Origin of the sequence: Bradyrhizobium paxllaeri (assembly GCF_001693515.2) — a bacterium.
Lineage (GTDB): Bacteria > Pseudomonadota > Alphaproteobacteria > Rhizobiales > Xanthobacteraceae > Bradyrhizobium > Bradyrhizobium paxllaeri.
On sequence record NZ_CP042968.1, the window covers coordinates 1,177,818 to 1,191,416 of the forward strand.

The 13,599-nt window shown below is 64.4% G+C and carries 13 protein-coding genes; 1 reads left to right on the plus strand and 12 read right to left on the minus strand.

The window, feature by feature from the left end; translation table 11 throughout:
• Positions 1 to 48 precede the first annotated feature (48 nt).
• A complete protein-coding gene (locus LMTR21_RS05535; protein WP_065755629.1) occupies positions 49 to 1,026 on the plus strand; it encodes a Bug family tripartite tricarboxylate transporter substrate binding protein in 978 nt (325 codons plus the stop codon).
• A gap of 3 nt (positions 1,027 to 1,029) precedes the next feature.
• Here LMTR21_RS05535 and LMTR21_RS05540 read toward each other — a convergent pair whose 3' ends face one another.
• The 12 genes from LMTR21_RS05540 to LMTR21_RS05595 form a co-directional block, all read right to left on the minus strand.
• Positions 1,030 to 2,220, minus strand: coding sequence for an ABC transporter permease (locus LMTR21_RS05540; protein ID WP_065755630.1), 1,191 nt, complete (start codon positions 2,218 to 2,220; stop codon positions 1,030 to 1,032).
• 2 nt (positions 2,221 to 2,222) lie between these two features.
• Complete coding sequence (locus LMTR21_RS05545; protein WP_065755631.1) at positions 2,223 to 3,383, minus strand: ABC transporter permease; 1,161 nt, start codon at positions 3,381 to 3,383, stop codon at positions 2,223 to 2,225.
• Positions 3,380 to 4,060 (minus strand): ABC transporter ATP-binding protein, encoded by a 681-nt coding sequence (locus LMTR21_RS05550; RefSeq protein ID WP_065755632.1) that lies wholly within the window; start codon positions 4,058 to 4,060, stop codon positions 3,380 to 3,382. Before LMTR21_RS05550 ends, LMTR21_RS05545 begins: the two co-directional genes overlap by 4 nt.
• Before the next feature lie 49 nt (positions 4,061 to 4,109).
• Entirely contained in the window at positions 4,110 to 5,213 is a 1,104-nt protein-coding gene (locus tag LMTR21_RS05555; protein WP_065755633.1) for an efflux RND transporter periplasmic adaptor subunit, read from the minus strand.
• Between the two features lie 240 nt (positions 5,214 to 5,453).
• Complete coding sequence (locus LMTR21_RS05560) at positions 5,454 to 6,467, minus strand: zinc-dependent alcohol dehydrogenase family protein (RefSeq protein ID WP_065755634.1); 1,014 nt, start codon at positions 6,465 to 6,467, stop codon at positions 5,454 to 5,456.
• Positions 6,468 to 6,552: 85 nt separating this feature from the next.
• Positions 6,553 to 7,179, minus strand: coding sequence for an FMN-dependent NADH-azoreductase (locus LMTR21_RS05565; protein WP_065755635.1), 627 nt, complete (start codon positions 7,177 to 7,179; stop codon positions 6,553 to 6,555).
• Positions 7,180 to 7,192: 13 nt separating this feature from the next.
• Positions 7,193 to 8,770, minus strand: a complete 1,578-nt coding sequence (locus LMTR21_RS05570; RefSeq protein WP_065755636.1) for an isochorismatase family protein — start codon at positions 8,768 to 8,770, stop codon at positions 7,193 to 7,195.
• A 22-nt stretch (positions 8,771 to 8,792) separates the two neighbouring features.
• Positions 8,793 to 9,641 carry an MBL fold metallo-hydrolase gene (locus tag LMTR21_RS05575; protein ID WP_065755637.1) on the minus strand — a complete coding sequence of 283 codons (849 nt, stop codon included), beginning with the start codon at positions 9,639 to 9,641 and terminating at the stop codon, positions 8,793 to 8,795.
• Between the two features lie 40 nt (positions 9,642 to 9,681).
• Positions 9,682 to 10,572, minus strand: a complete 891-nt coding sequence (locus LMTR21_RS05580; protein ID WP_065755638.1) for an amidohydrolase family protein — start codon at positions 10,570 to 10,572, stop codon at positions 9,682 to 9,684.
• The gene (locus tag LMTR21_RS05585; RefSeq protein WP_065755639.1) at positions 10,569 to 11,687 is read right to left on the minus strand and encodes a vWA domain-containing protein; all 1,119 of its coding nucleotides are present in this window, start codon (positions 11,685 to 11,687) and stop codon (positions 10,569 to 10,571) included. Before LMTR21_RS05585 ends, LMTR21_RS05580 begins: the two co-directional genes overlap by 4 nt.
• Positions 11,684 to 12,565 (minus strand): AAA family ATPase, encoded by an 882-nt coding sequence (locus LMTR21_RS05590; RefSeq protein ID WP_065755640.1) that lies wholly within the window; start codon positions 12,563 to 12,565, stop codon positions 11,684 to 11,686. The genes LMTR21_RS05585 and LMTR21_RS05590 overlap by 4 nt, the downstream gene beginning before the upstream one ends.
• 9 nt (positions 12,566 to 12,574) lie before the next feature.
• Positions 12,575 to 13,597 (minus strand): xanthine dehydrogenase family protein molybdopterin-binding subunit, encoded by a 1,023-nt coding sequence (locus LMTR21_RS05595; RefSeq protein ID WP_065755641.1) that lies wholly within the window; start codon positions 13,595 to 13,597, stop codon positions 12,575 to 12,577.
• Positions 13,598 to 13,599 lie beyond the last annotated feature (2 nt).

Below are 13,599 nucleotides of genomic sequence, written 5' to 3' on the forward strand. Positions count from 1 at the left end.
CGGGCTGCACCGCACCTTCAGGCGGCGTTCTGCTCCGGGGAGGCAATCATGAACGTCACACGCCGAACGCTGCTGGGGACCATCGCTGCTGGCTTTGCCGCAGGTCCGCGCTTTTCCGCGTTTGCCGAGGGCGATTGGCCGTCACGGATCGTGCGGCTGGTGTCGCCCTACGGGGCCGGCGGGGCTAGCGACATCTCGTTGCGCATCCTGGCCGAGCAGCTTGGGCGCGGTCTGAACCAGCAGTTCATTGTCGAAAACAAGCCGGGTGCAGACACCCGCGTCGCCAACGAACTGGTGTCGCGCGCCGCGCCGGACGGATACACCTTCCTTTATGCGGCGGCGCCGTTTGCGACGGCTGAAGCCTTGTTCGAGAAACTCAACTACAACCGCAAGGATCTGCAGCCGGTGGCGATGGCCGTCATGGCGCCGTTGTTCCTGGTGGTCAATGCGCGGGCGCCCTTCAAGACCGTTCAGGAAATGATCGCCTACGGCAAATCGCGGCCCGAAGGCCTGACCTTTGGTTCTCCGGGGGCAGGCTCGCAACCCCATCTGGCGGCCGAACTGCTGTTCAGGGATGCAGGCGTCAAAGGCCTCATCGTTCCCTTTCGCGGCGATAACATGGCCTACACGGAACTGCTGGCGAGCCGTCTCGACGCAACGTTGACCGCCATCAGCACAGCCTTGCCGCATATTCAAAGCGGCCAGTTGCGTGTGCTGGGCGTGGCGTCGGCCGCGCGCAGCCCGATTTACCAGGAGGCGCCGACCTTGCGCGAGCAGGGACTTTCCAGCGTGATCGCTTCCGGCTGGTACGGTTTCATGGCGCCGGCAGCAACGCCGGTCGCAATCGTCGATCGCCTGCAGGCGGAGATCATTCGTGTCCTTGCCGATCCCGACGTGAAGCAAAAGCTGATCGCTCAGGGACTGGAGGCGCGCCCCGGCACCGCCACCGAGTTAGGCAAGTTCATCGACGACGAAACCCGCAAATGGAGCGAGGTGATCCGCACCGCCGGCCTCAAGGGGGAATAACGCTCAGTTCGCGTACAGGCCTTCGACGATCGGCAATCGCGCGGCGCGGACGGCCGGAAAGAGTCCGCCGACCAAGCCGACAATCAGCGCCAGCGCAACACCCTCGGCGATCAGCCAGGGACTGAGCTTGAAGTCGAACACCACCTGGGTGAAGTTGCCGCCGAGCGTCGAGGCGGTGACGCCATCGAATATCAGATAGGTCGCGGCAGCGCCCAGCAGGCCGCCGATAACCGCGAGCAACAGCGACTCGGCCAGCGTACCGACGAAGGCGGGGAAGCCGCCGAAGCCGATCGCGCGCAGCGTTGCGATTTCCGTGGCGCGTGACGCCACCGACGAATACATCGTGTTGAGCGCGCCGGCGATGGCCCCGAGCGCCATCGCGATCGCCAGCGGCCAGCCGAGTTTCTGAATGAGGTCGGTGGTTTGCGACGCCTGTTCGGCAAAGTAGCTGGCTTCGGATTTGACGTCGAGCTTCAGCCGCGGATCGGTATCGCTATAATTCTTGAGCTCGTTCAATGCGGCCGGGCTGGTGAGACGCGCGCGCACGGTCTGGACGATGTTGTTGCGGTTGAACAGGCTCTGCACCACGTTGAGATCGGCCCAGATTTCGGATTCGAACACGCTGCCGCCGGCCTCGAACACGCCTACGACTGTCCAGCGCGTCGCGCCGAACGCCACCGTAGAGCCGAGGTCCAACCCTTCAAACTCCCGCAGCAGCGCTTTGCCGACCACGATTTCGTTGCTGCCGCGGCTGAACATGCGGCCCGCCGTGATGGCAATGTCCTTGCGCAACGCCATGCCCTGTTCGCCGATCCCGCGCAGCGGCAGGTTGGCCTTGGTCTTGGTCGTGCGCTTGATACCGTCGACCACGAGATAGAGTTCCGGCGAGATCAGGGGCTTGCCGTCGGCTCCGCGCGCGATGCCTGGCGCATCCTCGATCAGCCGCACCTGGTCGCGGCTTACCGTGCTGTTGATTTCGGCCTGCGAGCCGGCCCGCAGCACGATGGCGATATCGTCGGCGCCGGATCCCGCGATCGTGCGCTGGAATCCATTGGCCATCGCCAGGAACGCGAGCAGCACGATCACCACCAGCGCGATCGCGATCACCGTCGAGAGTGAGAGCCAGCGCCGCTGCGCGATGCTCTTGAGATTGATTGATGTGACCGCCGCCACCTGAAGCCAGAGCGAACGCATGCCTATCCCCGTCCGAGCGCAGTTGCGATTCTAAGCCGCATGGCGTTGAGCGCCGGAATGATCCCTGTAATCAGTCCAAGCGCGATCATCAGCGCCAACCCTTGCAGCATGATGGTTGGCGATACCGCAAAGGCTGGAGCGACGTTGGTGAGGCTCGCGCGCAGCGCCATGGCGATCAGGGCTGCAATCGCAAGCCCCGGCACGCCACCGAGCAGCGCCAGCAGTACGGACTCGCCAAGCACCATGGCCAGGATGCGCGGGCCTGAAAATCCAAGTGTCTTCAATACGCCGATCTCACGGGTGCGCTCGCGGATCGACAGCGCCATCGTGTTGCCGACGATCATCAGGATGGTGACGAAGGCGGCGCCTACCACCAGGAACACGATCAGCGCGATGTTGCCGAACTGCGCCACGAACGCCTTGCCGAACGCCTTTTCGGTGTCGGTCGAGGTCTCGGCGGTGGAATTGGCGAACATTGCGTCGATCGTTTTCGCCACGCGATCGTTGTTTTCGGGCGAAGTGGTCTGCAGGATCATCCAGCCGATCGTGTCCTTGCCGAAACTGCGGGTCTCGTCGAAATAGGCGTATTGGAACAGCATGAAGTTGGTGTCGACGTGCTCGACCTTGCCCTTGACGATGCCGGCAATGGTGAGGTCCCAGGTGTGTCCGCCGCTCTTCTGGCTGAAGATGTTGCTCTGGACGGGAATGCGATCGCCGATCTTCCAGCCCCACTTCTGCGCCAGTTTTTCGCCAACCACCGCGCTGCCGCGGTCGCGGATGAAGGCTTGGAGCTGCTCGGGCGGAACATCGAATTCGCTGCGATAGACGTCGAAATAGGTTGATGGTTCGATCGCGAGCGACATGATGAAGTTCTTCGGATCCTGATAATAGCCGCCGAACCAGTTGGCGAAGGTCACCTGACGGACCCCTTCCACCGCCCGCACGCGGTTGTAATAGGCGATCGGCAACGGCTGGGTGAAGTTGATCTTGTTGACGGTGATCATCCTGTCAGCGGCGGCGCGATCCTCTCCCAAGGTAAACGCGCGGTAGAATCCGGCGAGCACGCCGAAGATCATGAAGGCGATCAGGATCGACATGATCATCAGGCTCGCACGCAATTTGCGGCGGAACAGGTTTTTCCGTACCAGGTCGAAATCGTTCACGCGGCCAGCTCCCGTTCGACGAAGCGGCCCTTGTCGAGATGCAGGACGCGCTTGGCGTAGTTGGCCGCCGCCGGGTCGTGAGTGACCATGACGATGGTCTTGCCGAGCTCGCCATTGAGCAGTTGCAGGATCGACAGGATTTCGTCGGCGGACTGGCGGTCGAGGTCGCCGGTCGGCTCGTCGCACAACAGCAGGTTCGGATCCGAGACGATAGCACGCGCAATCGCCACGCGCTGCTGCTGGCCGCCCGACATTTCGCGCGGACGGTGTTTTGTGCGATCGGCGAGCCCGACCACGGAAAGCGCGGTGTTGACACGCTCCGCGCGCTCCTTGCTGCGCAATTTCGTCAGCAGCAGCGGCAGTTCGACGTTCTGCGCCGCCGTCAGCATCGGCATCAGATTATAGAACTGGAAGATGAAGCCGATATTGGCGGCGCGCCAGGCAGCGAGTTCGCCCTCGGAAAGGCCGTCGATGCGGTGGTCCGCAACCGAGATCTCGCCCGCGTCGGCGCGGTCGATGCCCCCGAGCAGATTGAGCAGCGTGGTCTTGCCCGAGCCGGAGGGGCCCATGACCGCGATGAAATCGCCGCGTGGAATCGCCAGATCGAGATGGTCGAAAATCGAGATCGTTTCCTTGCCCTTGGTGAAGCGCTTGGCTACGCCGGTAAGGCGAACCATCGGATGTTCGGCTGTCACGTTTCTCTCCTGTCGGAATTTCTGGCGGGCGCTAGTTTGCGGCGGCCTTGGTGGCGCCGTTGGCCTTACCGCCTGCCTTGTCGTTGGCCTTGCCGTTTTCCTTGCTGTTTCCCCTGGCTTGCAGAAAATTCACCTTCACCGCCATGTCGGGCAGGATGCGCGGATCCTTCTTCTCGAAGCGGATGCGAACCTTCACGGTGGCCTTTTCGCGGTTTGCGGTCGGCACGATCGCGATCACGGAAGCGGGAATGGTCCAGTCCGGATAGGCATCCAGCACCGCGTTGACGGGACCGCCGGGACTGACGCGGCCGATGAAGGCCTCGTTGACGTCGACCTCGATCTCGATCGAATCCATGTCGACGATGGTGCAGATGCCGGTTCGCGTAAAGCCGCCGACCGACATTGGCGAAATCATCTCGCCGGGCTGCGCGCTGCGGTCGATGACAACGCCGCCAAAGGGCGCCCGGATCTGGTGCTTGTCGAGTAGCGAGCCGCTGCGCTTGGCGTCGATCTTGGCAGTCTCGAATTGCGACTGCGCTTGGCGCAACTGCGCGCTGAGCACGCCGACGCGGGCCTGCGCCTTGGTCAGATCGGCCTCGGTGGCAAAATTCTTTTGCGAGAGTGTCTGTATGCGCGTCATGATCCGGGTCGCATCCTCCAGATCGGCCGTGATCGCGGCCACCGCTGCGTCCGCGGTCTCGACACGCGAGCGCGCCAGCTCGTAGTCCTTTTCGGCCAGCACGCTGTCGAGCCGCGCGACGATCTGACCCTCAGTCACTGTCATGCCTTCGTCGATGAAAACCTCGACCACCTTGCCGGTGATTTCGGCCGCGACCGTCGCCTTGCGCCGCGCCACCACATAGCCGGAGGCCGCCAGACTGCCGGCCGTTTTGTCGTTTGTGGCGGCGGGCGGCGGTTGAACCTGCGCGGTCTGCTTCTGTGCGGCCGGCTGCGGCGCGGTCTCCTTAGGGGAGTCCTGCCGGCCTAATTCGTAAGCGGCAAAAGCTGCAAATCCGACGACGCAAATGGCAGCCGCCGCCACTAGCGGCAGCCAGCGCCGGCCCGGTCGCTCCACCTTGTCCGTGCTGCGATCAATGGTCAGCGACCGCAGCAATTTGCTCTTGTCTTCGCTCATCGTTCATTTCCGTCCGACGGCACGCGCGAGAGCCAGGCGGCACTCGTTTTCGACGAGGTGATTTTCTCGGATCGGAAGCCTTATAGCGACGGCGGCAATTCTTGCAACCAGCAAGCGTGTTTGGCGCCGCGCTGTTGCCGGCTGTTGCCAGCGGGGTTGTTTGGCTCCGGTGCCCTGCCGATCTGGATGCGCTCAAAACCCGGCAATTTTGCAGCGGGAACCGGCTGCGGGGCTTTGTGTTCAGTCGATCGCGATCGCCACCTTGCCGAAGTGCGTGCCGCTCTCCATGTGGGAAAACGCCTGTTTCGCCTGATCGAAGGCAAAGGTCCTGTCAATCACCGGCTTCATCTTGTGAACCGCCGTTGCCTCCACCATCGCCTTGAGATCCTCGACCGATCCGACGGTGACGCCCTGCAGCCGCTGCTGCTGCATCACCATCAAGGGGAGGCGCGAGTCTGACGGCGGCGGGCCGGCGAGCACGCCGATGAAGGCGATGGTGCCGCCGATCCTGACAGCCCGGATCGACTCGTTCAGCGTGCCGACCCCGCCAACCTCAACGACGAGGTCGACGCCCTGGCCGCTCCATTCGCGGGCCTTCTTTCCCCAGTCGGGCGTCGCCTTGTAGTTCAAGGTGAAGTCGGCGCCGAGCTGCTTGACGCGTTCGATCTTGCCGTCGCTGGAGGAAGTTGCGATGACGCGCGCGCCGCACATTTTGGCAAATTGAATGGCAAAGAGCGAAACGCCGCCGGTGCCTTGCGTCAGAACGATCTGTCCGGGCCTGATGCCGCCGAACTTGACGACCGCGCTCCAGGCCGTGACGCCGGCGCAGGGGAGTGCGGCGGCTTCGATGTCGCTGAGATGCTCCGGCGTTCTGACCAGCGCATGTTTTGGAAAGATCCGATACTGCGTCAACACGCCGTCGACCGAGCCACCGAGAGCCCGATTCATTTTTTCTGCGCTGGGTTCACCGCTGAGCCAGCTTTCGAAGAAGCTGCCGATGACGCGATCACCGGCTGCGAACTCCCGCACGCCCGGGCCGACCCGCTCGACGACACCAGCACCGTCCGAAACCGGCACAAGCGGGAATTTCTGGCGCGAGCCATAGCCGCCCTTGACGGTGAGGAGATCACGATAGTTCAGCGTTGCCGCTTTGAGCCGGACGAGCACCTGGCCTTCGCCGGGCTCCGGCACAGGCTTGTCGACGAAGGCAAGTCCATCGATTCCGTTCGGTCCCTGCAGCTCATAGCACTTCAACGGGAATCTCCTTCGGTACGCCCCAGTAAGCGCCATATTGCCGCAAATGTTCCGGTTCCGCCAAGGCTCTGAGCACGGCCGCGCGTCAGAACCGCGCAGCCATTTCGGCCAGCCGCCGATGCGCACCTTCGCGTGCGCTGCGGATCGGCTCGGCCGGCCCGGTGGTCGGTCCGATCGGCACGAACCGCACGTCGCTGACGCCGACGAAGCGGAGCAGCTCGCGCAGATAGGGGGTGGCCATGTCGATGCGGCCGCGATTCATGCCGGTGACGAAATCGCTGCCGCTGGCGAGGATGACAACCGTCGGCCGGTCCTTGAACAGGGGCAGATAGCCTTGCGCGGGATCGAAACGGAACGCCAGCCCGGGCTGCGTGATCACGTCGACCCATTGCTTCAGTTTGTAGGGAATACCGAAGTTCCACATCGGCGTCGAGATCAGTACGCGATCGGCGAGCGCGAAGCGGATCGCGATGCGCTCGGCGACCGCAAAGGCATCGCGCTGCGAGTCGGTGAAAGCCCGGCCGTCGATGCGGGCATATTTGGCTTCCAGCACATAGTTCTCGAATTCCGGCAAATGATCCCGCCACAGGTTCATCGTGTCGATGTCCCAGTCCGGCCGCGCCTGCCGGAAACAGTCGATAAACACCCGCGCGCCGGCGGAGGATTCCGAGTCCGCGCGTGGCGAGCAGCTTAGGTGAAAGAGTTTTGGCATGGCAGGATCCCGCTCATCCCAATCCCCTGATCACCGCGTCGGCATTGGTGACGACGGCGACATTCTGCATGGCAAAATTGATGGAGGCGTTGTGCCACTCGGCGTTCATGGTCGAGCAGCAATCCTCGGGCACGATCATGAAGTAGCCCTTGTCCGCGCCGGTGCGGGCGGTGTGCTCGATCGACATATTGGTCCAGGCGCCGGTGTTGATGATCATGTCGCGGCCGGTCGCCTTGAGGATGGTCTCTAACCGCGTGCCTTCCCACGCGCTCATCCGCATTTTCTCGACGACGAAATCGCCGGCGCGCGGCTCGAGCCCCGGAACAGGAGCCGCGCCCCAGCTTCCGCGCACCATCGCGCCGCTGTCGACCAGCCCTTCGAACAGTGGCGCATTGAGCGTGACGCCAGGCGCGCCCGGCTCGACGATGAACCAGACATGGATGATGACGACGCCGCGGGCGCGCGCGGCTTCCGCTAGGCGGCGGACATTGTCGACCACGCGTTGCTGGCGTGCGTGGCCAGGCGAGCCGGAATCGGCGAATGCGCCACCTTCCATGATCACGTCGTTCTGCAGATCCTGAATGATCATCGCGCAGCGGCGCGGATCCAGCTGCATGTCGCCACTGGCCAGTTGGGGAGAGGCAGGCGTAGCGGTGCCAGTATCGGGTCCGGTCGAAGCCCTGCCACTCATATAAGGCTCGTGACGCGGCCCGGCCTTGACCGGGATCGCGTAGACCGAATGCGTCGCAGTCAGATAGAGCGTGCGAAAATCAGGTCCACCCCAGGCGAGATTGGCGACGAGTTCGGGCACGCGCACCTTGCCGAGCAATTCGCTCGCGGGTGAATAGACCCATACGCCGCCGGGCGCGGTGACCCAGACGTTGCCGCGTTGGTCGCACTTCATGCCGTCGGGCAGGCCGGGCTCGAGCTCGGAACGGATGCCGCTGGCGAAGACGCGCGCATTGGACAGCGAGCCGTCGGCCTCGACGTCGAAGACGCGGATCAGCGCCTGCACCGTGTCGTTCACGTACAGCAGGCGTTCATCGGGCGAGAAGCAGAGCCCGTTCGGCTGGTCGAACAGATGGCGGTCGACCACGAGCTTTGGCGGGCCGCCGCCGGGCGGAGCGCGAAAAACGCCCTGGAAGCCGAGCTGGCGCGGCCGCTCGACGCCGTAGACCGGCATGCGGCCATACCAGGGATCGCTGAAATAGATCGCGCCGCTCGAATGGACGCAGACGTCGTTCGGGCTGTTGAGCTCCTGGTTCTCGAAATGCGAGGCGATCACCTCGCGCCTTCCGTCTGGGCGTTCGCGGATCAGGGATGAGGTGGCATGCTCGCAGACGATCAGATTGAGCTCGGCGTCATAGGTCATGCCGTTGCATTTGTTCGAAGGACGCTTGACCTCGACCACGCCGCGCTTGGCATCCCATCGCCTTCGCACGTCGCCGGGCATATCCGAAAACAGGAGATAATGATGCGTCGGATGCCAGATCGGCCCTTCCGTGAATTCAAAGCCGGTGCCGACCTGGCCGACCGGCGCATAGGGGTCGATCAGGGCCTCGAATTCCGGGCGCAGCGTCACGTGCGTCATCGGTCCGTCCTTCTCTCAGCGCTCAGGCCGGGAACCAGTTGCGCTGGGGCAGGCTCTGCACCACAGGACCGGGCACCTGATCGTGCAGGCGGCCGATCACCATGCCGCCTTCGATTTTTGCAGGCCGGTCATGGACCGGGAGCAGATAGCGCGAATTGCTCAGCAGTTTTTTGATAGCGGCCTTCTCCGCGCGCTTGCTGGTGCCGTGATTGCCCGTGGTGCGCGGTTCGGCGTCGTGGATTTCGTTAAAGGGGGTGACGATCTGGTCGTTGAAATCGTAGATCACGTCGCCGCAGATGGTGGCGATGCCGTCGGCGGTATGAACGTGGATGTTCATCGAGCCTTCGGTATGCGCATTGGCGGCGTCGCAATAGACACCGGGCATCAGTTCGACCGGACCGGTCACTTCGAGATCGAGGAAGCGCAGCGCGCTTTTGGTGTGCAGGCGGTCGATCAGGTGCTTGATGTCGGGCGCCGGATATTGCGGGTGCATCAGTCCGGAGACGGAATATTCCAGCTCCTTGCGGTTGAGCACCACCGTCGTGTTCATCGGAAACAGGTCGTCCTTGCCCGCGTGATCGATATGCAGATGGGTGTGGCAGACATAGCGGACGTCGCCCATGCGCACGCCGTGGCGCGCGAGCTGGTTCTCGATCATGTTCTCGTGGAACTGAAGCCCGCGCATGCCGAGCGTTTCCATGATCTGGTTGGAGCGATAGCCGGTATCGACCACGACGGGATAGGGGCCGCCGACAATCAGGAATCCCAGCGTCAGGACACGGCGGGTGCGGCCGCAATCGCGGCCGAGCACCAGGAAGCTCGATTCCAGTTCGATATCCCCATAATCGAGGATCTTGATCTCGAGCGGCATATGTTCCCTCCCATGTTCTTTTAATTGTCGGTTCGCGCCGTCATCGGTCGAGCCGGTAGACGCGCGTGGCCGTCTTTCGCAGAACGGCGTCGCGCTGATCCGCGGCGAGCGAGGCCGTGGCGACGAGAAAGGCGTCGATCAGTTCGCGATAGGTCGTCCAGAGTTTTTCGATCGGAAAATTGGAACCGAACAGGCAGCGATCGGCGCCGAAGATCGCAACCGTATCGGCGAGGATGCCGGCGATGTGGGCGGGGTCGTTGCGATGGATGAAGGTGCCGAGGCCGGAAAGTTTTGAGACGACGTTGGGGCAGGTCGCGAGCCGGCCCATGCCGCTGCGCCAGAGGGACCGGCCCTGCGCTGAAAGGTCCTCCAGCATGCCGGCGTGCTGCAGGATGAAGGTTACGTCGGGGCAGGCTTCCGCGAGGCCGGCGGCATCCGCCATCTGCGGCGCGAACACCTGCAGATCGAAGCTGAAACCGTAGTCGGCGAGCCGCGCGACGTTACGGCGGATTTTGGGATCGGCGCAGAGATCGGACCGGGCCGCAAAACGATAGAGCGGATTCTCGTGCCAGTGCAGTTGCATGCGCACGCCGCGCACCAGCGGATAGTGCGCCAGACGGTCGAGCTGCGGGCGAACGTCGTCGACGTTGAAATCCGCATAGGAGACGATGGCGTGCGGCCAGCCGTGGTCTTTCGCGGTCTCCTGCACCCACGCCGTTTCGTCCTCGAAGCGGTCGTTGGCCCAGTTGGTCTGCACATAGACCGAGCGCGTGACGCCGGATCCTGCGAGGTCGCCGAGATATTCCCGGATCGGATAGTCGCGCCGGATCGGCTCGTAGGGCCCGAAGATGCGCGGCTGCATCGGGCCAACAAGCCAGGGCAGGTCGGCCTGACGCCAGATATGATGATGGGCATCGACGATATCGGTCACGCGGCCTTCCTTTGTCCAAGCGAGAGTACATGCGAAACGATCGCGGCTGATGATCCGCCGTCAACCAAATCATTCACGAAGCGGCGGATCGCGATCAGCGCTTCGGTCTGCGGCTGAAAGCCAGCGCCTGAGGCCAGCGGCGTCAGCCAGCTCAGCCGCCAGGCACGCCGCGACAATTTTGCGACGGCATCGCGCAGGGCAGATGGATCGCCGCGCTCCAGTCCGTCGGAGAGGATGACGACGGCGGCGCCACGTGCATAGCCACCGAACCGCGGCACCGCGAGGAATGCCTGCAGCGCGTCGCCGATCCTTGTGCCGCCATCCCAATCGCTGACCAGATGGGCCGCCGCAGATAGCGCCTGCTCGCGCCGCTTGAGACGGAGCGCGCGGCTGACGCGGGTGAGCCTTGTGCCGAAGGTGAACACCTCGACATTGGGCGCCGCATGCACGATGGCATGCGCGAGCTTCATGTTGTCGTCGGTGCGTCCCTTCATCGAGCCGGAGACGTCGATCAAGAGCAGCACCTTGCGCGGGCGGGTGCGCCGCTTGAGCCGACCGAGCCGCAGCACCTCGCCGTCGTTGCGCACGCTGTCGCGCAAGGTGCGGCGAAGATCCGCCCAAGGACCGCGGCGGGCGCGCATGCGCCGGTGGCCCCGACGTCGCGGCAGCCGGGCAGGAGCCTCGCGTGAAAGCCGACGCAGCGCATCACTGGTTTGGCTTGGCGCGAAGCGGCGCTCGACCAGCGCCTCGGCGCGGGCTGCAACAAGTCCGGACTCGTTGGCCTCGTCAGCCAGCAATGTCTCGTCCTCGCCGCGACCTTCCTCTTGCAGGCGAACCACTTCCTCATCTTCCGCGCCCGCATGATCCACCGCCTCGCTGCCGAGGAAATGGAGGTCGAACAGCCGGTCGTAAGTGGCGCGACGCTCGGGCGGCGGGGCGAGCGTCGCCAGCCCCGCTTGACGGATCGCTTCCATGCTGCGCGGGCCGAGTAGCTCGATCGCTGCCAGGAACGCCGTCGTCTGTTCCGGCGCGACCGCAAAGCCGTTGACGCGCAGTAGCGCGACAAAGGACACGAAGACGCCGGCGGCGCGCGGTAATTGAAGTTCGTCGCTCACGCGGCAGCCTCCGCAATCAGGGCGTCGAGCCGGCCGGAAATGAAGGTGAGGTCCTCCTCATCCTTCAGTGCGACGCCGATCGATCGCTTGAAGGCATCCGGCCAGCGCGCGCCGCGCGCGTGCAACAGCGTGGCCGCTTCCGCCCAATCCACCGCCTCGGCGATGCCGGGCGCCTTGCTAAGCGGCTCGCGCCGCAGCTTGCCGACGGCGGCGACGACAGCGTGGGCGGTGGATTCGGCGACGCTCGAGGCCCGCATCATCACGATGCGCGCCTCGCGCTCGGCGGTGGGATAGTCGATCCAGTGATAGACGCAGCGGCGGCGCAGCGCTTCGTGCAGGTCGCGGGTGCGGTTCGAGGTCAGCACGACGACGGGGCGCTCGGCGGCGCGGACTGTGCCGCGTTCGGGAATGGAGATCTGGAAGTCGGAAAGGAATTCGAGCAGGAACGCCTCGAACTCCTGGTCGGCGCGATCGATTTCGTCGATCAGCAGCACGGTGGAATCGGGCGCGCGCAACGCGGCCAGCATCGGCCGTTCGATCAAAAAAGTTTCGCCATAGATGTCGATGCTCTCCTCACCGGCCTGGCGGATCGCGAGCATCTGACGCGGATAGTTCCACTCGTAGAGTGCGGCGGATGCGTCGATGCCCTCGTAGCATTGCAGCCGGATCAGGCGGCGGCCGAGCACGGCGGCGATGGCCTTGGCGGCCTCGGTCTTGCCGACACCGGGCGCGCCTTCGAGCAGCAGCGGCTTGCCGAGTGCCAGCCCAAGATAGGCCGCCGTCGCGAGGCCGTCGTCAGCGAGGTAATAGGCTGTGCGCAAGGCACGTTCGAGCGCCTCGGGGCTGTCGATGCCAACAATGTTGCCGCGGACCGTCATGCTCTCGCCTCAGCGCCGCGCCTGCGGCCGCGCGCCGCCTTGCGCCTTGATCGCCCGCAAGACTTTCTCGGGCGTGATCGGCAATTCATCCATCCGCACGCCGACCGCATTGAAGATCGCGTTGGCCACCGCCGGCAGCACGGGGTTGGCGCACATCTCGCCGGGGCCCTTGGCGCCGAACGGCCCGTCGGCGGCGGGACGTTCCAGCACGGCGATATCGTGCGGGCAGGTGTCGCCGGGCCCGGGCATCAGATACTCGACGAAGTCGCGCGGACCATGCGCGGGATCGGGATAATAGGGCTCGGGCGTTTCAAACAGCGCGTGGCTGACGCCCATCCAGGCGCCGCCGACGAGTTGTTGCTCCACGAGGCGTGGATTGAGCGCACGCCCGAGTTCATAGGCGCTGTCCATACGCACCATCGCGACTTCGCCGGTCTCATCGTCGACCTCGACCTCGGCAACGAGGCAGGCATGCGCGTAGCAGGTGGCGGGGGACATCTCGCCGGTCTCGGGGTTCACTTCCGACAGCGGCACCAGGAAGATGCCGCGTCCCGAGATCGTCTTGCCCTGCTTGAACTGCGCGGCGATGGCGACGTCCTTGGTGGAAATCGAGCGGTGCGGCGCGCCCTTGACGTGGATGTTGCCGCGACCGTCCGTATCGAGATCGGCGGCGTTGACTTCCAGCTCCTCGGCGGCAGCTTCCATCATGACGCCGCGCGCTTCCCTGGCCGCCGCCATCACCGCGTTGCCGACGCGATGGGTGCCGCGCGAGGCGAACGAGCCCATGCAGTGCGGGCCGGTGTCGGAATCCGCAGTGTCGACATAGACGTCCTCGACCGGCACGCCGAGCGTCTCGGCGCAGATCTGCCGCGTCACCGACTTCATGCCTTGGCCGAGGTCGATCGACGACAACGATACCGTGAACTTGCCGCTGGGGTTGGAATGAACCAGCGCCTGGCTGGGGTCACCGCCAAGGTTCATGCCGATGGGATAGTTGATCGAGGCGATGCCGCGTCCGCGATGTCTGGCCATGG

Excerpts from the sequence above, each read along its gene's own strand:
- LMTR21_RS05535 (WP_065755629.1), top strand. The coding sequence starts at position 49 with ATGAACGTCACACGCCGAACGCTGCTGGGGACCATCGCTGCTGGCTTT.
- LMTR21_RS05540 (WP_065755630.1), bottom strand. The coding sequence starts at position 2,220 with ATGCGTTCGCTCTGGCTTCAGGTGGCGGCGGTCACATCAATCAATCTC.
- LMTR21_RS05550 (WP_065755632.1), bottom strand. The coding sequence starts at position 4,060 with ATGGTTCGCCTTACCGGCGTAGCCAAGCGCTTCACCAAGGGCAAGGAA.
- LMTR21_RS05555 (WP_065755633.1), bottom strand. The coding sequence starts at position 5,213 with ATGAGCGAAGACAAGAGCAAATTGCTGCGGTCGCTGACCATTGATCGC.
- LMTR21_RS05565 (WP_065755635.1), bottom strand. The coding sequence starts at position 7,179 with ATGCCAAAACTCTTTCACCTAAGCTGCTCGCCACGCGCGGACTCGGAA.
- LMTR21_RS05570 (WP_065755636.1), bottom strand. The coding sequence starts at position 8,770 with ATGACGCACGTGACGCTGCGCCCGGAATTCGAGGCCCTGATCGACCCC.
- LMTR21_RS05575 (WP_065755637.1), bottom strand. The coding sequence starts at position 9,641 with ATGCCGCTCGAGATCAAGATCCTCGATTATGGGGATATCGAACTGGAA.
- LMTR21_RS05590 (WP_065755640.1), bottom strand. The coding sequence starts at position 12,565 with ATGACGGTCCGCGGCAACATTGTTGGCATCGACAGCCCCGAGGCGCTC.
- LMTR21_RS05595 (WP_065755641.1), bottom strand. The coding sequence starts at position 13,597 with ATGGCCAGACATCGCGGACGCGGCATCGCCTCGATCAACTATCCCATC.